Origin of the sequence: Nocardia rhamnosiphila NBRC 108938 (assembly GCF_000720425.1) — a bacterium.
Lineage (GTDB): Bacteria > Actinomycetota > Actinomycetes > Mycobacteriales > Mycobacteriaceae > Nocardia > Nocardia rhamnosiphila.
This window is the reverse complement of the sequence record NZ_JOAJ01000011.1, coordinates 68,462-84,449: the sequence shown is the minus strand read 5'-3', so window position 1 is coordinate 84,449 and position 15,988 is coordinate 68,462. Positions and strand designations below refer to the sequence as shown.

Annotated in this window: 13 protein-coding genes; 2 read left to right on the top strand and 11 right to left on the bottom strand. The window is 64.7% G+C overall.

The genetic code is table 11. From position 1 onward, the window contains the following. Positions 1-215 precede the first annotated feature (215 nt). On the bottom strand, positions 216-3,908 hold the full coding sequence (locus tag IG75_RS0131430) for a caspase, EACC1-associated type (protein WP_030524973.1): 3,693 nt from the start codon (positions 3,906-3,908) through the stop codon (positions 216-218). Continuing rightward, positions 3,905-4,321 (bottom strand): effector-associated constant component EACC1, encoded by a 417-nt coding sequence (locus tag IG75_RS0131425; protein ID WP_051715276.1) that lies wholly within the window; start codon positions 4,319-4,321, stop codon positions 3,905-3,907. Before IG75_RS0131425 ends, IG75_RS0131430 begins: the two co-directional genes overlap by 4 nt. Before the next feature lie 271 nt (positions 4,322-4,592). Between IG75_RS0131425 and IG75_RS0131420 the strand changes: the two genes are divergently transcribed. Continuing rightward, positions 4,593-8,093 (top strand): DEAD/DEAH box helicase, encoded by a 3,501-nt coding sequence (locus tag IG75_RS0131420; protein WP_210436861.1) that lies wholly within the window; start codon positions 4,593-4,595, stop codon positions 8,091-8,093. Between the two features lie 50 nt (positions 8,094-8,143). Here IG75_RS0131420 and IG75_RS38630 read toward each other — a convergent pair whose 3' ends face one another. From IG75_RS38630 to IG75_RS0131395, 5 genes are all read right to left on the bottom strand, one after another. After that, positions 8,144-8,557 carry a contact-dependent growth inhibition system immunity protein gene (locus IG75_RS38630; RefSeq protein WP_081877270.1) on the bottom strand — a complete coding sequence of 138 codons (414 nt, stop codon included), beginning with the start codon at positions 8,555-8,557 and terminating at the stop codon, positions 8,144-8,146. Between the two features lie 33 nt (positions 8,558-8,590). Further along, positions 8,591-9,934: a polymorphic toxin type 28 domain-containing protein gene (locus IG75_RS39420; RefSeq protein ID WP_036515681.1), complete on the bottom strand. Its 1,344-nt coding sequence runs from the start codon at positions 9,932-9,934 to the stop codon at positions 8,591-8,593. Continuing rightward, positions 9,931-10,230, bottom strand: a complete 300-nt coding sequence (locus IG75_RS0131405) for a WXG100 family type VII secretion target (protein ID WP_030524968.1) — start codon at positions 10,228-10,230, stop codon at positions 9,931-9,933. Before IG75_RS0131405 ends, IG75_RS39420 begins: the two co-directional genes overlap by 4 nt. Next, entirely contained in the window at positions 10,227-10,559 is a 333-nt protein-coding gene (locus tag IG75_RS0131400; RefSeq protein WP_051715274.1) for a WXG100 family type VII secretion target, read from the bottom strand. Before IG75_RS0131400 ends, IG75_RS0131405 begins: the two co-directional genes overlap by 4 nt. Positions 10,560-10,648: 89 nt before the next feature. Further along, positions 10,649-10,966 carry a hypothetical protein gene (locus IG75_RS0131395; protein WP_030524966.1) on the bottom strand — a complete coding sequence of 106 codons (318 nt, stop codon included), beginning with the start codon at positions 10,964-10,966 and terminating at the stop codon, positions 10,649-10,651. 150 nt (positions 10,967-11,116) lie between these two features. Here IG75_RS0131395 and IG75_RS0131390 point away from each other — a divergent pair, with 150 nt between their 5' ends. Continuing rightward, a complete protein-coding gene (locus IG75_RS0131390; RefSeq protein WP_156059296.1) occupies positions 11,117-11,557 on the top strand; it encodes a hypothetical protein in 441 nt (146 codons plus the stop codon). A 129-nt stretch (positions 11,558-11,686) separates the two neighbouring features. Here IG75_RS0131390 and IG75_RS37630 read toward each other — a convergent pair whose 3' ends face one another. From IG75_RS37630 to IG75_RS36750, 4 genes are all read right to left on the bottom strand, one after another. Then, on the bottom strand, positions 11,687-12,982 hold the full coding sequence (locus IG75_RS37630) for a caspase, EACC1-associated type (RefSeq protein ID WP_063045393.1): 1,296 nt from the start codon (positions 12,980-12,982) through the stop codon (positions 11,687-11,689). Beyond that, complete coding sequence (locus IG75_RS0131380; RefSeq protein ID WP_156059294.1) at positions 12,982-13,350, bottom strand: effector-associated constant component EACC1; 369 nt, start codon at positions 13,348-13,350, stop codon at positions 12,982-12,984. The genes IG75_RS37630 and IG75_RS0131380 overlap by 1 nt, the downstream gene beginning before the upstream one ends. A 52-nt stretch (positions 13,351-13,402) precedes the next feature. Further along, positions 13,403-14,791 (bottom strand): SNIPE associated domain-containing protein, encoded by a 1,389-nt coding sequence (locus IG75_RS0131375; protein WP_051715267.1) that lies wholly within the window; start codon positions 14,789-14,791, stop codon positions 13,403-13,405. A 531-nt stretch (positions 14,792-15,322) separates the two neighbouring features. Continuing rightward, positions 15,323-15,988, bottom strand: coding sequence for a pentapeptide repeat-containing protein (locus IG75_RS36750; protein WP_162183821.1), 666 nt, complete (start codon positions 15,986-15,988; stop codon positions 15,323-15,325).

Sequence of the window (15,988 nt, the reverse complement as noted above, 5' to 3'; positions counted from 1 at the left end):
AGGCGACCGAGCGGACGAACCGGCCGAACATTCACCGTTCTCGCGTCGATATGGGCCGCACATACGCCACGAAGAGGCAACCTGATGGTCGTTCCCGCGCGAAGAATAGTTACAGGCCTCTGATCACTACGACGAGTTCTCTGCCCCCGGCGGGTGCCTGCCGGTGCGAGTGGTCTTGCCCGGCTCGGTCCTCACAGTCGGCGTCGGCTGCGCTGTCATCGGGCCGAGCGGTAGAGCATCCACGCCGGGATCCGCACTGCGCTCATGGGCTGTTCGGGGTCCGCTCGGATGTCCCTATGGCGGAGCATCAGTCGGAGATGTCGTGCCGGATCCACACCTTCGTGTACGCCGCGATCCAGGATGACAGCTGTCTCGACTCCGCCCGAGTCCTCCACGACCGCATCGGTGAGATGCCCGCGGACTTCGCGCTGCAAGGTGACCCGGCCGCCTGCACCGGCAAGGAAGGCGAAGAGCCGGTCCTGTAATTCGTCGGGTGCCGAGCCGGCTCCGGAATCTTCCTGCACGCCGACGGCCGCGTTCAGAAGTGCAGCACCGATCCGCCGTTCCGACCACAACCCGCGGTTACCCACCACGATCAGGTGGGATCGAGCACGTGTGATCGCCACATTCCACAGATTGAGTTGGCGTTCGACCCATTTGATCGAACCTCGCGGCATATTCGGAGCGGCGACCAGCGAGTAGAGGACGAAGTCACATTCGCCGCCCTGGAACGTGTGTACGGTCCCGATCCGTACATGCTCGAAGCCCTGACCGAGTTGGGAGCGGATCATATCCACCTGTGCCTTGAACGGGGTCACGACACCGACGCTGGGCTGATCGGCTGTCGCCCCACCGGGAGGTAGCAAGAACTTGATGGCCTCGACGACTTTTGCGGCTTCGGCACGATTGAACCAGGATTTGCCCGATCGCGGTTGCTCGGCGTTGCCTTCGATGTGGGTCCAGTGGATGGCGTCACGGTTGGCGATCGTGGGGCGGCCGCGCGTATCGGTCAGCACGGCCAGCTGTCCGTCATAGAAGAGACCGTTGACGAGTCCTGCGATTTTCGGATGACATCGGAAGTGCTCGTCCAGCAGGAGGTGGCCGCCCGCGGCCCGCTCGCAGGCTCGAAAGGCGGAATGCCTCCGGTAGGACATTCGACCGGCCTCCAACCATCCCAACCCGAAACCGGCCTCCTGTGCGGCGTGGATTTCCTGTTCGGGTCCGATCTCGGCGATATGGGGCAACTGCATCGGATCGCCGATGATCACGGCACGGCGAGCACGGAATAGAAGGGGCAGTATTGCCGGGATGGCACACTGGCTGGCCTCGTCGATGACCACAAGGTCGAAAAGCGCCGGCGCGGGTGGAAAGTAGCGCGCCGACAGTGTGCTGACGGCCCAGCCGCGGACATTCGGGAGCGCGGCCCGTACGGCCCGCCACGCGCGCCCGTCCTCGGTGGCCTCGATGAGATCGGTGATCCGGCTCCTGCCTTGTAGGGCGGCCGTGCGCGTACTGGTCCCCAGCGCAACCGCGGACGTGTGCCGAAGCTCGGATTCCGCAGTAAGTAGGCGCCTGGAGAGTTCGTTGTCGTCGGGTAGCGCCTCGAGCCGGGCGCGCGCTGTACGCCAATCCTTCTCGGCCGCCAGGAATTGGGCAAGGGTGGCGCAGCGGCCGGCGAGCACATCGTCGTCCTCGACGGGGATCTCCCAGCGTCGTAGCAGCCGGGCTCGGCGATACCGGGCGAAGAACCGGGCGCGCACCGCACCCTCCGCCGCGCGTAGGGCAATCTCGAGCGGCTTCTGCTCGAGGCGTGACAGCAGGTCGACGATGGAAACTCCGAGCTTCTCGGCCGAATCGTCGCGGGTGCGTCCCGCGATCAGCAGGCGCTGCTCGAGTTCTCCGGTGGTGGCCAGCAGGTCCCGCTGTGCACTGTGCGTGTGCTCGGCCTGCCGCAACGCCGCCATCGCGGTGGCCGGATTTCCGTCGGTGGGCCGTAAGGCCAGCAACCCCCGAAGTGCTTCAGAGGTGCCGCTCCGGTACTCGAGGCTGCCGGTGCGCACAAGACTTCCCGGGGCGACACTCTCGCACCGCTTCCACACCTCGTCCACGGCCCGATTGTTGGTGGAGGCGACGAGCACCGTCGAGTTGTTGGCTACAGCGGTAGCGACCAGATTGGTGACGAGCTGGCTCTTGCCGGTTCCGGGCGGTCCGGTGGCGACGGTCAGTCGGTTCCGCATAGCCGACCGGATGACGGTTTCCTGCGCCTCGTTGCATTGCAGAGGAGTCACCAGCTGGAACGGCGTGGCCTGCGCTGCGGAGTGGTGAGGCGTTTCCGGGTCCAGAGCCGAGAGCGCGGTGTCGCGTATCCGGTGGACCTGTTCGACGAGACTGTCGAGGTCTTCGAGCAGTTTCGACACCGGGCTCGGGCCATTGGGAACCCGGCAGAGCACCGCCGCGTTGCGGGCTCCCGCGTTCGGAGTGTCGACATCGATGCACTCGGCGAGTTGGCCCGGGCGCAGTGGCTCGACGCAGGCGAGGCCGAGGTCGAATTCGAGCAGCTTTCCGATGTCGTTGGCCATGGCGGCAGGTTGGCGAGCATGCCAGGTGGGACGGTAGGCGGCATTGAAATCGGCGGCCGTGTCCTTGCCCAGGAAAATTTCGATCAGCTCGGGATGAGCGATGATCCGCCCGGTCGGTTCCAACCGGGTCCCGCCCGCGGTGTGTACCACTTCGACCTTCCGGAGGAGCAGTGGTGCGAACCGGTGCCGGGCGCCGTTCCTGGAGTTCTGGCTCGATTGCAGGACGACGGCCGGATAACCCGCCCACAGCTCATCGTCGGCGGCAATCACATCCTCGACGAACTCCCGCGCTTCGTCCGGTACCGGGACCCGGTGGTCCTCTTCGACGGTTCCCGACAGGAAGGATTCGCTGCCGCGCACGCAGACGTACGATTCGCCGTGCTCGGCAACCGACAGCACGGAGAACTCGCTTCGACCGGTGGTCAGACAACGCCGGTAATAGTCGAGCAGCCGAGGCCACGACGGCCGGGAGTCCTTGGCCGGGACCACCTCGGGGACAGTGCCGGTGTCTGCGTCTCGCGGAACGGGGGTCAGCGTGGCCGGACCCTGGGGCCGGGAGGCGATCACGATCCGGTCGTCCACCTGCACAGCGGATTTGACCGGCACCTGCTTGGCATCGACTCGCAGCCGCTGGTTCACGTACTCGAACAGATCGTCGACGGTGACCTCGCCGGTCTCCGGTCGGGCCGCGTCGCCGCTGCGCAGCGTCTCCACGACGGCGCCGGTGAAAAGTGAGGGGGTGATAACGGTCGACTCCGGCGATCCGGCGAACGACGCCTCGGTAGCACGAGACGACGACAGAACGAACACCCCGTTGCTGCGCAGGACCGGGGAGGGGGCGGGCGTTGTGACGCCCTTTGCGGTCGCACTGTCGTCCCGGTCCGCCGCTCGAAGTCCGACCGCGAACCCGCCACTCTGGCAGCAGTCGATCATCAGGACCTTCTGCGGTGCCGGGCACGATTCGAGCGCATCGTTCACGAACTGCGCACCCACTGCGGTGGCCGCGACATTGTCGAAGTCGGTATCGGTGGTGACGAAGTGGAACTCGCTGTTCACCTGCACCAAACGGGTGCCGTGGCCCGAGATGTACACGAGTGCCAGCTCGTCCTCGTCGCAGGTGCCGAGAAATTCGACGATCTCGGTGCACATCCGCTCGGCGGTGCAGTTCATGACCGGACGTACTTCGGTGAATGCGCCGATATATCGGTGGAGCAGCACCTGTCCCAGTAGGGAAAGGTCAGCGCGGATCGAAGGGAGAGGTGCGAATCGGGTGTCGGCGTAGTTCTCGACACCGAGCAGCAGTGCGCGTCGCCGTACCGGCCGGTTCACGGTAGTTCGCGATCGGATTCGGTCGCGGGATCGTGCCGCTCTCCTGCGAGCAGACGGACGATTCGCTCGGTCCGTTCGTCGATCCCGCCGGTGATGACGATACTCCCGCCTTCGTCTCTGGCGATCTCCACTTTCCGGTTGCGCTCCCGTGCGCACCATTCGCGGATGGCGGTGACGAGTACTCGGGTGACGGCGGTGGCGACCGGTACCGCGACGGATGCCGACAGCGCGAGATCGGCGACTCCGGCTCCTTTTTCCCCGTCTGCCTGACCGGCACGATCGGTTCCGGCGAAGTCGACCTCCAGGTCTTCGACCGTCGACAACGTGCGGTGGAGGTCCCGGGTCAGCCGTTCGGATCTGAAGGTGTCGCCCGCGATCACCCGGATGCGGATGTCCTCATGGTCATCGGTCATGGTGCCCCCTGCTGTGCTGATCCTGTGAAGATTGCCCCGCCCGCCTTCCGGCTTAACCAGAATACGTAGCCAAAAACGTTATATCAGGCCAACTTTGAAGTTGCGGCGGTCGGGCGCCGACAAAATGGTGCAATGTCCACTGCCCGGTGGCGCTGTCGGCGGCAGCGATCGTACGCGATTCCAGCGGTGTGCAGGGGCCGCGCGTCCACGGCAACCCGCGACTACCATCGGTAGCCCAAAGGCGGCCGCGTCGACGGAGTGGAGTGGGGTAGTGGGTGGGGAGGACGAGCGGTGCGGTGCGATCGTCGAGTTCTGGCAGGCCGTGGAGATGTTCAGTCCGCAGCGGGTGGACCGGGTCGATCGGCAGCAGCGGATCATCCCGGTGGTAGCGGATGAACCGCTGCCATGGGATCCGGCACATGAGCTGTCACAACTCTCCCTGCACCCGAATCAGGCGTGGCGTCATATCGTGTATGCCGGAATCTACCGTCTCGACGAAGTCTTCGAGGTGCTGTTCCGCCATTTCGACCCAGACGTGGACAGCTACGATGACCGGCCGAGTGGTGAAAGTGCAGTTGCCGCCTTCCTTGTCGACGAAAACGGTTGTGTGTTACTGGATTCCGATACTCTATCCAGTTGTGCCTGGGCGACCGGCAGGGTCGGTAATGAGACACCTGGTCCGGAGTGGATCGCGGATTTCCAGGACGCCTGTCTGGATTTCACCGAGCTCTGGCAGAAGGTCGTCGTCGCCGAGCGGGCCGGCGCACCCGTCGGGAATTCATCACAGCCGACCCTGCGTGTGCTGGACCATGCGGCTCTCGGCGACTGTCTGACCGCCGCGATTCAGGGGGCCGGGATCAGCGGTGTGCTCTCCGCGGCGGGTATCCGGATCAAGAGCGAGATCGTGTCGCGGCGGACCGCGAACGAGGTGACGGGCCTCGATTTCCTGAACAGTTTCATCATGGACGATCTGGTCCGAGTGGCCGGTCAGGTGGCCCGAGGGAACCTCGGCGCAGCCCTACGTGAGTATCTGCGCCCAGAGGACCGTATTTCGACGGCCCAGCGAATCGATGTGCGGGAAGAGATCGATACCGTACTGGACCTGACTGCTCCGGGGACAGTGCCGGCGGGCCGGTGGCCGAGCGATCCCGAGCACGCCCTCGCCTTATCTCAGCAACTGGCCGTGAATACGGCGCTGGGGATGACCGATTCCGGCATCGTCGGCGTCAATGGACCGCCCGGAACCGGTAAAACCACCATGTTGCGTGACGTGATTGCCTCGCTCGTGGTGGAACGTGCCGCCCGTCTGGCAGCATTGCCCGACCCGGCCGCGGCGTTCACCGACAACAGGATGCGCTGGAAGACCGGCGACCGCACCAGGGTCGTCAATCCGTTACGGCCGGAACTCACCGGGTTCGAAATCGTGGTGGCCTCTTCGAACAACGGCGCCGTCCAGAACGTGACCGACGAGATCCCCGCGGCGGACGCGATCAGCGATGGGTGGCGGGACGCCGCCGCGGCGGTGGACTACTTCTCCGAAATAGCCACCGCGCTCTTGGCACCCGACGCTGCGGTGCAGCGCGAACCGGAGACGAGCACGGGTGAGCAGGTTGCCGGCTGGGCCCTGCTGGCGGCGCGACTCGGGAACAAAACCAATCGTCGGCGATTCGTGGACACGTTCTGGTATCACAAGCCCGAAGCCGAGGGGCAGGATTGGCAGGGGCTGTTGTCGATTCTCCAGAGCTACGAGGCAGAAAATCCGGAGCAGGCCTGGGAAGAAGCGGTGGCCGCCTTCCGAGCTGCCGAAACGCAGGTCGAATCCATACGCCGGTCAAGGCGCGACGTCCATGCGCAGGTGGTCCGACGTCGGCAGGTGAAGCGGCGGGTCGAGGAGATCGCGCAGGTGCTTGCGGCCGCCGCCGGGAGAGCGGAGACCGCTCGCGGAGAACGTGAGACTGCATGGCGGACCGCACAGGAATGTGTTCGAGAAGCAGAACGACTCGCCCGCGCACAACAGACCGCTGTCGAGCAATCCGCCCGGCAGCGCAGGCAAGTCGCGGAACGGGCGGTTCGTGATCGCCGCGGCGAGGTCGAGCAGATCGCCGGTGGTCGTCGGGTCCGGGCCGAGGAGTCCCTGCGGCGCTGGACCGCAGAGCTCGATCGGCGCGACGAGCACCTGGAAAGCCACCGTGCGCTGCGGCCGGGCTGGTGGCGGCAGCTGTGGTCCCTTGGCGGGGCCGGCCGGGAGTGGTCCCAGCGGCAGTCGTGGCTGGTCGGGCAGGTGCAGCAGGCATCGCAGGCCAGGGCAACGGCGCAGACCGAATTGGATTCGGTGCAGGATGACCTTGGCCTCGCTCGAGAATCACTCGCCACCTCCCAGCGCGAATACGATGCGGCATCCCGCGCCTCGACTGCCGGAATGTCTCAACCGTCCATCACGTACGAGCCGCTGATCAGCGCGAACCGTATTCTGGAGCGCGCCGAGCAGGAAGTTGCCGCGGCAGCGCGAGCACTGTCCGATGCCGAGCGTAGCTTCCGCCAGGCGCGAGACGAACTCGCGGCCTTGAACGTCGATCTCGCCGCCGGCGCCGGATTGGGTGCGTACTTTCCTGACGAGACGTGGTGGGAGGACCGGATACGCCGGGAATCGGCGGCCCTTTGGACCGATCCCGAATGGAACACCGCACGCAGCGAACTACTGCTGGCGGCCCTCGCGCTGCATCGGTCGTTCCTCCGGCAGGCGCCGACCGAAATGCGCCGCAATCTGCAGGCCGCCGTGGATATCGTCAGTGGTGCAGCTCCCCGCGATCTCTCGGCCGAAGCGGCGCAAGCAGCCTGGCAAAGCCTGTTCCTGGTGGTTCCGGTCGTTTCCACCACCTTCGCCTCCTACGGTCGGCTGTTCGGTCATCTGGAGCGGGAATCACTCGGCTGGCTGCTCATCGACGAGGCCGGGCAGGCCACCCCGCAGAACGCGGTCGGTGCGCTGTGGCGGACGCGGCGGGCCGTTGTCGTCGGCGATCCCCTGCAGTTGGAACCTGTGACCACGCTCCCGTTCCGCACCGAGGACGCCATCCGCACTTCCTTCGAGGTGGATCAGCAGTGGAGCACCTGCCGCACCTCGGTGCAGCGTATCGCCGACCGCCTCACTCCGTTGGGGACTTCACTGCCGGACGACGAGGGCTGGACTTGGGTGGGTGTCCCGCTGACCGTGCACCGACGCTGCGATGCTCCCATGTTCGAAATCGTCAACTCGATCGCCTACGACGGGCTGATGATCAACGGCACCGGTACCGCTGCTCGGAAACGTTTCGATACCAGCTATCCGAGCCTTCCCGAATCCAAGTGGATCGATCTGGTCGGTACCACCGCGCACGGACACTGGATTCCGGACGAGGGCCGGCAACTGGATCGGATTCTGCGCTCCCTTGCCGGTCTCGGCATCGATTTGTCGGAAGTCATGGTCATCAGCCCGTTCCGGGATGTGGCCCGCGAGATCAGCCGACGCGGCCGGGCTTATCCCGATCTGACCGCGGGAACAATCCACACCGCGCAGGGAAAACAAGCCGATGTGGTGATACTTGTCCTCGGCGGCGACCCGGCCCGGCCCGGCGCCCGGCGGTGGGCGGCGAGCAAACCCAATCTGCTCAATGTCGCAGTGAGCCGGGCGAAACGGCGGCTCTACGTGATCGGAGATTTCCGGTCATGGTCGCGCGAGCGTTACTTCGGCACCATGGCCCGGCATCTGCCGCGGGCCGACCCGGTGGGCCCGTGAATCCAGTTGGCGCGTCCACCCATGAATGGTGACTACGGGCTCGGTCCCGGCTACGCTGTGCGCCACTCGTCGATCGACGACCATATCGTGTTATGTGGCGCATCGTACTGTTCCAGATCACCCTTCTCCGAGATTCGTTCGATCAGTTGCTCGATGCGAGAAACGAGTCCGGCGGGATCGGATTCTCGTGCATGACAACCCAAGAGTGCCGTCAGAAGGTCACCTGGGTAGAAGTCACCTTCGGCGAGGGGATTGGAGCCGAGGATGTCGAGCGCCACTGGAGTCAGTACGTCGACGCCCTCTCTTTGCGACAGGAGGACGCGAATGTCTTCGACGGTGAGATCTGGCAGAGGGACCTCTCTCAACGCGTGCACGGTCTTCATGAGTCGGGTCGCATTCCCATCCGGGGCGGGCCAGGCCCTGCCTTCGATCTGAGATAGTGACCGTGGGTCGCGATATGTCACTGTGCTCCTCTCCTCATCTGCGCCTCAACCAGTTCATCCACGTGGAACGAACTCTTCGCTGTAGTCGAGTAGTCGGCTCGCCTCGGATAGCTCCCGTTCCAACTCCGCGCGATCGGCGGGGTTGGTTCGCGAGTCTCCGAGCTGGCGTTTTATTTGGTCGATACGTTTGACGAGGCCGTTCTGTGCGTCTCGTACTTCTCGGACATGATCCCACGGGGTCCCGTCGGGCTTTCTCGCCACTACTTCGCCGTTCAGTTCCCGACGCGCAGCGTCGAGGTCACGATCCGTGAGGTGTTCTTTTATCTTGTCTGTCTTGGTCGGCCGGTCGCTGGTGCTTGTGCCATCGGTGCCGACAGGGCCATCGGCCTCGGTGTCGAGGTAGGCCCGAGCGGCGATAATGGCAGCGAGGCTGGTGGTGACCTGCGTGAGGTCAGGAACTTTATCGAAGGCGACGATGGCTGCGGCGGCGGTGGCGAGGCCGAGAAGGGCCCAGAGCCTACTGGCCCGGTAGATGCGGCTGATCGCCAGCGCGGTGTCACCGGCGAGTGCGACGACACCACCGGCGCCGGCTGCCAGACTGCCGCCGACGGTGAGCCAGGAAACCGCGACCGCGGCCGCAATGATGATCCCCGACTCGACCAGGAACGTTGTGGTCTCGCTGCTGATCTGCCGACTGGTTTCCTCGGTGTTCGTGCGGTACTCACCGATAGGTGCGGCCATCACCTGTGCTGCGCCCGCGAGGCTTTCGGCGGCCGTCTTCATGGTCGCGAAGTCGTTGGCAATGCCTTGTCTGGTCTCCGGTTCGTCTATATCGGTGAGGAGGTCGGCGATTCCGGAGATCCGATCGGCAGCGCCGGTGACGACTTCATTGCTCCCGAAGGTCTTCCAGACCGATTCGGCGGCCGTCAGCCTGCCGAGATCGCCATTGGGTAGTTTCCCGAACTCGGCGGTTACCTTGCCGAGAAGACTGTCGAAGAATTCCGGGGCTCCGCCCTCGTGGCCCAGTCCGTTGCCGTTGTCGGCGACCGAACTGGGGATCTGCACGGAGTGCACGGTGACGTCGGCGACCTGAGGTCGGTCGGGGTTGCTCTTGTTGGCGACGCCGTGGTTGTAGCCGGTGGCGTAGAGGAGGTAGCCGAAGTTGGTGAGTGCGTCGGCGAGGTTGGTGCAGGTTTGCAGGACGGTGCGGGCGCGTTCGTCGTAGGTTTCGCCCCATTGTTTGCAGCCAGGGGCATCGCCTGCCATGCCGACGCATTGTCCTTTGATCGCGTCGTGGACAGGTTTGTCGGCGGTGCGGAGTTCAGCGGCGAGGTCGTGGCATTTCTTGGCGGCGTCATAGTAGGTCTGCCAGTTGACGTACACGGTGGTGGGAGTCATCTGTTTCCGAACATGGTGCGGTTCAGCTCGATCGCGCGGGTGTACCGGTCGTGCGCGGCGCGAGCCGCAGCGCTGATGTCGGCAAGGCCGGTGCCGAATTCGCGGGCGCCGGCGGCCCAGAGTTGGTGGGCGTCACGGTAGGCGTTCGCAGCCAGTGTTTCCCAGGCTCCGTCGAGGGTGGCGACCTTGTCGTCGATGAGGTCGAGTTGTTCGATCAGGTGGCCGGCCAGGTTCGACAGGCGGGCGACCAGCTGGTCGAGGCGTTCCAGGTCGACGGTGAATTCGGGATTGTTCACAGGTTCAGGCTCGGGAACTGCTGGGAGGTGTTGTCATCGGTGGTTTCGTAGGTGCCGGCCTGCACTCCGAGTTCGGCGGCCATACCTTCGAGAGCCTGGAGGATCTTGACGCCGCCGTCGCGCAGCTCGGTCCAGCCGCCGCTGAATTCGTCGGAGGCGTCGCCGCGCCAACCATCACTGAGCAGTGCATGGACTTCACCACCGGCCGAATCGAGGCCCGAACGCAGGTTCCGGGCGATATCGGCGATGAACTGTCCCACCGCCCGGACTTCGTCCGGTACCACCGTGATATCGGCGGGCTGGTTCGGATTTCCCCCGGAATCGACCATGTCCGGAAGATTACCAGCGCCGTCCGCCGTACCCCACCAGTTCACGGCTGAGCCACCTGGCGGCTCGAAAGCACGGCCATGCTCAGGCCTTATGTGCGCTTACGGCTTTCGCGCACCACCACGGTCCCCAGCGTGTCGTACTCCACGCGCTCGAACGTGGCGAAGCCCAGCTCGTTCAGTGCCTTCAACGCGGCGTGTGAGTTGTAATTAGTGGTCTCGCCGGACCTTCCCGCGACCCCGGTGGCCAATCCGATGAGTTGGGTCGGCGGCCAGAGAGCGTTGTTGACGAACACGGCATAGGTCTGCGGCGTTCCCGGGGTCTGGTCGCGGGTGGCGAGGAAGATCTGTTCATCACTGATCTGAACCGGATTGCCGTTCATCGTGATCGTCGTGGTCGAGCGAGCCATGTGCCCAGATCCTGCCATAGGATCGGCAGGACCGTATCCGGCATCAGCGATCGGACCGCAGCAAGTCGACCGGGTGGTGCATCGACGGACGGGGATCGACGCCGGACGCGAATCCGCGGCTGTCCGTAAATGACAGGCTGGGAGGCCGGGGTGAGTGGGACGGAATGGGAGATGTTCTGCTCGGAGGTGTTTGCCATTGCCGAGCGTTACGTCATCCAGACGTTTTCGAATCCCGGTACCCTGCTGCTCTCCGGCGGATCCGCGTCAACAGAAACCGAAGTGCGCGGGGCCGATCCACACATCATACTGGTGGATATGGGCGACGCCTCGGTGCGCATCGAAACGGGCTGGTGCTTCCGCGCCATCGCCGACTACGAAATCCAATTCGAGGACAGGCCGTCTCAGGCGGCCGCGGCGGTCGAAGCAATCATCCTCGGGGGCGCCGAAGAGTATGTGATCACCGATGACGACGACCGGTGGGTGGCGTTCGGGTGGTGTATTCGGGGCAAGGGTTCGCTGATGTCGCAACCCCCGCACATCACTTCGGGACGAAGGGCGGTTCGTCGGCTCCTGCCGTGGCGGTCGGCGTGACCGTGCGGCCAGGAGCTCGACCAAGCCGATCCAGCTGCCGTCGGTACAGCCTGCCCGGCCGTGGAGTCAGCCGGGCACGGTGGCTGAGGTTTCACCGCATTGTTGGAGGAACTGATGTTCCCCCGGTCCTCACCGGCACCAGGTGTGGGGGATATGTCCGCGGGGTTTGTCACCGGTGCGTTGTGCGCGGGTATGCCCGGCACGGCGCCACCAGGTATCGGCCTCGGTAGCCTGTCCGCGGTAGCGGAGCCGGATCGCGAGATTGTGCATGGCGTCGCGGTGGTCGGCTTCGGCGGCGTGCCGGTACCACGTGATGGCGTCATCGAAATGGAATGCTCTGTCGAGCATGACGGCCAGGTTGTACATGGCGTCGGTATTCCCGGCCTCGGCGGCGCGCCGATACCAGAGTTCGGCCTCTTCGACGAATTGCGTCTCATTGAGAAGGTTCGCCAGGTTGCCTGTGGCCTCGGCGTTGCCCAGCTCAGCCGCTTTGCGGTACCAGTCCTGTGCGTCACGCAGCTGTTTGCGAGTGACCAGCAGATTGGCGAGGTTGTTCATGGCGCCGGGATGGCCCTGGGCGGCAGCCCGCCGCCACGCGCTCTCCGCCTGCGCGGCATCGCCCTGATCGCTGCAGTGCAGACCGTGTTCGAACAGCGCCCGGCTGTCGGCTGCAGTGCCGGGTTCGGACGCGATGGTTTCGGGTGCCGGTCGGCGGACGGGTGTGCTGAACAGCCGCAATTCGCCGGCAATGTTGACGCTTCGTCGCTGCGGGCGGGGCCGGCCGCTCCGGTGCAGGATGTCGTCGGCGCGCCAGAAGAGCTCGTCCAGGGTGAGTCCGGTATCGGCCGCGGCCCTGAGCAGCGCGCCGGTAAAGGCCGTGTGCCGGTGGCCTTCGGGTGCCTCGGAAGTTTCGTTTCTGGAGGACGAGGTGATGGTATATGTGCCCTGGATATCGATCTGACCGTCGATCACGGCTGCGGAGCTACTCATGGCTTCGAACGCGCGACCCGAATAGCAGCAGTCCAGAATGAGAACTCGCGTGCGAGTGCGACTGTGCGCCAGAGTATCCCGCAGCGTCGCGAACGGAACGGAACTCCATTCGGGGTGGTTGTCATCGGTGTCCGGAAGCGCCAGATACAGGCGTCCGCCTCGGGCGACCACGCCGTGGCCCGTGTAGTAGACCAGCAGCACATCACGGGCATCCCGGGCGGCGGTGGTAAGGGTTCTGCCGATCAGGGTGGGCTGTCGGGGGTCGGTCAGAACCTGGCAGTGTTCCTCGGCAAAAGCACTGCCCGGCGCGGTCAGGGCTCGCGCCAGGTCTTCGACGTTGGTGCGGGCGGCCGGAATATCGTGCAGACGGGAATCGGTGTAACGGCTCACCCCGATGAGCACGGCCTGCCAGCCGGCCCGGTCCTGCTCTGCCATCACTGTTCCTTGTCGAGCGCTTCCATCAGGGTCTTCAACGATGCGGTGACCTCCGGCAGCATGACCCGCTTGGCATCGAGGGTTATCTCGGATCCCGCGCCGCTCTTCACGGTGACCGAGATCTCGGATCGCCGGACGGTGAACCACGAGGTCAACGAGCTGATCAGTGCGGTCGCGACGCCACCGCCACCCAGCGCGACCACCAGCACCTCGGACAGCCCACCCATTTCGCCAGGGCGAATCTGCTGCCTGGGCAACTTCACCAGGCCTCGCAGCTCATCGTGGTCGTTGAGCCATTCGAGAAGTTCGAACAGATCGTCGGCGCTGCCCTCGGTGCTGATGGTCAACTGGCCCTGGTGTTCCGGCATGGTCATATCCTCGGGTCTGGTGGATTCGGTCGGATGGCTGCGAAAGACCGGGCTACCCGGTTGTTCGCGGTTCCGCCGCGCTGTCGGTATTGCGGCTCTGGTGGTATTGGACCGCTTCGGGGTGTTCGGTGAACTCGTAGTAGGTGTCGGTGAGTTCCCGGAGCTGTTCGTTGACCTCGGCGGGTGTGGCGCGGAAGAATTCGCGGCGGCGGTTGACCTTGTTCACCCGTCTGTGCTCGAACCGGCGATGCAGCTCGGCTTCGATTCCGGCCGCATCCGGGTCGAAGAACATCATATGGCGGTCGTATCGGAACGGAACCGATGAGTTGCTGAGATCTTGGATCCGTGACTCCGGATCGAACCGGCGGGTTACGCCGATCTGGACCACGCCCTCTCCGAACGCGCCGATATTGGAGAGGACATAGAGATAGCCGCCACGGGTGTCGTTCGCCCGGTTCCGGATGATGGTGAGGGCCTGTTCCCGTTCCGCCAGACTTGCACGCAGTTGATCCGCAGATTCGGTATCGCCCTTGCCGTCGGCTTCGAGCCCGGACAGCGTGGCGTGTTCCTTCTCCTGTTGCCGTTCGAGTCTCGCCTGCTCCCGCGCATATTCCTGACGGGCACGCTCCGCTTCGCGGCGACGTTCGCGCTCATCACGTTCATAGTCCTTCTGTCGCGCCAGCATCTCGAGATGGTCGGCGGTCAGCTCCAGCTCGCGGCGCCGGAGTTCGTGGTACCCGGGAGATACGCGTAACTGCATGGTTGCGCCGAACCTGTTGAGGGTCTCGGCGAGCCGATCGAGCCGGTCGAGCTCCTTCTGCAGCTTGTACGGCTTGAGACCTCGGACGATGTTCTCGGTTTCGGCGTTGTAGGCACGCAACATCAGCTTCGAGTACTCCCTGACCATCTTGCGGCCATCGGTGACCGACCCCTCCACCACCCACGCCTTCAACGCCTCTATCGCGCCGGCGTCACGGCGCGCCTGCGCTTTGATCTCGCCCTGTAAGCGTTTCAGTGCGTCGCGGTAGGCAATCGAATCCGACAGCGGATGCCGGAATTCGTATATGCCGATCTCTTGCAGGATGTGCTCTTCGCGAAGGTCCACCACCTGCGCCAGCAGTTCGTCGCGTACTGCTTGCTGCTCGGCGACCTCCGCCTCGAGGCGATCGCGCAGCTGCTGCATATCGTCGATCCCGCTCCCGCCGAATTGCTCCACTTGCGCGCGCAGTCTCCGGTTCTCGGCGAGCGCGGCGGCCAGCTCCTCGGTTTGCCGCTTGGCGTAACCCCGGGCACCGAACAACGGGACCTTCGATGCCTCTCCTGGCCGATCTTCCGAAACCGGTGCGACCCGCCGGTCCGGAGTCCAGGATCGGCCGTTCCAGTACCGCAGGAATCCCTCGTTCTCCGGATCCGGATACCAATCCGGTGGCACCGTACGCATGATTCCCCCTATCGCAGTTGATCTTTCGAGCATGCCATATCGAATTCGACTCGGCAGTTGCGACCGCCGTGCTGCGCCCGGAACGATCGATTGGTCTGTCTGTCGTGAGGTCATCACCGTCGAACACACCTCCATCGACGGCAGCCGCACGATCACCGTGTTCAACGCGGCATCGCCCGCCTGGTCGCCTATGAAGGCGACCACCTGCACGGCATGCTTTACACCGGCCGGGGCGCACCCCCAGACCGAACCCATTCCCATCGAGCGATACCGGGCAGCGGCACCGCCGGGAAGAACTGATTCGACACAAGCTGTCGAGCACTTGGCACTTGGCGTCAACGAGGTGGTCGGTGTCGGTCCCGCGGGATGCTTTGGCCGAGCTGGTCCTGGAGAAGCCTGCTCGACTGATGTTCGCCGACCACATCCAGGCCTGATAGAGGTCGGAACCCACAGCCTGTACACCTCGAAGCTCGCACTCATTCAGCGCTGCTGCTCGGAGTTGCAGTCCGGACAGATCCGCACCCTTTCGGGCTAAGTTCGATGGACCTGGACGTTGGTGGCTCCGTTGGAGTGGAACCATTCCTGCAGTTCGGGCCCGTCCAGCACTACCGGCGAGCCCTCGCCTATATCGACGGGGCCTATGATCAGACCTTCGGCTTCCTCGACGTGAGCGCCCTGGATCCGTGCGCGGGAGAGCCTGGTGCGCTCGAAGGTGCAACCACTGAAATTCACTCTGCGGAGATCTGCCCCGGAAAAGGTGACCCGCTGTAGCCGGGCTCCGTGGAAATCCGCCCCCGTCAATTCGGCTTCCGAAAGGTCGGCGCGCTGCAGGTCCGCACCTCGGAAAACTGCATGTTGGGCGTGGCAACCGCGTCCCTGCACTTTGCGGAAATCTGCGCCGGTCAGATCCGCCCGGCTGATGTCGGCGGCTGTCAGCCATGCCGTGTACAGGTCGGTGCCGACCAGCCTCACATCGGTCAGGATCGCTTCGCTCAATTCCGCACCGAGCAGATCCAGGCCGGAAAGATCCGCTCCGGTGAAATCGAGACCATGCCCGCTGAGCAGCATCGATGGGCTGCTTTCGGTCGTGGGGTCGGCAGGCAGGGCCGCAAGATAGTCGGCCAGGGCTTGGTGAGCCCTTGGGTTCACCGGCCAGTTACGAACCTCTGCAACGGTGCGGCCGTAGGTGGTCGCCAT

Coding starts and splice junctions, on each gene's coding strand:
- IG75_RS0131400 (WP_051715274.1), bottom strand. CDS start 10,559: ATGGTCGATTCCGGGGGAAATCCGAACCAGCCCGCCGATATCACGGTG.
- IG75_RS0131395 (WP_030524966.1), bottom strand. CDS start 10,966: ATGGCTCGCTCGACCACGACGATCACGATGAACGGCAATCCGGTTCAG.
- IG75_RS0131425 (WP_051715276.1), bottom strand. CDS start 4,321: ATGACCGATGACCATGAGGACATCCGCATCCGGGTGATCGCGGGCGAC.
- IG75_RS37630 (WP_063045393.1), bottom strand. CDS start 12,982: ATGGCAGAGCAGGACCGGGCCGGCTGGCAGGCCGTGCTCATCGGGGTG.
- IG75_RS36750 (WP_162183821.1), bottom strand. CDS start 15,988: ATGGCGACCACCTACGGCCGCACCGTTGCAGAGGTTCGTAACTGGCCG.
- IG75_RS0131380 (WP_156059294.1), bottom strand. CDS start 13,350: ATGCCGGAACACCAGGGCCAGTTGACCATCAGCACCGAGGGCAGCGCC.
- IG75_RS0131375 (WP_051715267.1), bottom strand. CDS start 14,791: ATGCGTACGGTGCCACCGGATTGGTATCCGGATCCGGAGAACGAGGGA.
- IG75_RS39420 (WP_036515681.1), bottom strand. CDS start 9,934: ATGACTCCCACCACCGTGTACGTCAACTGGCAGACCTACTATGACGCC.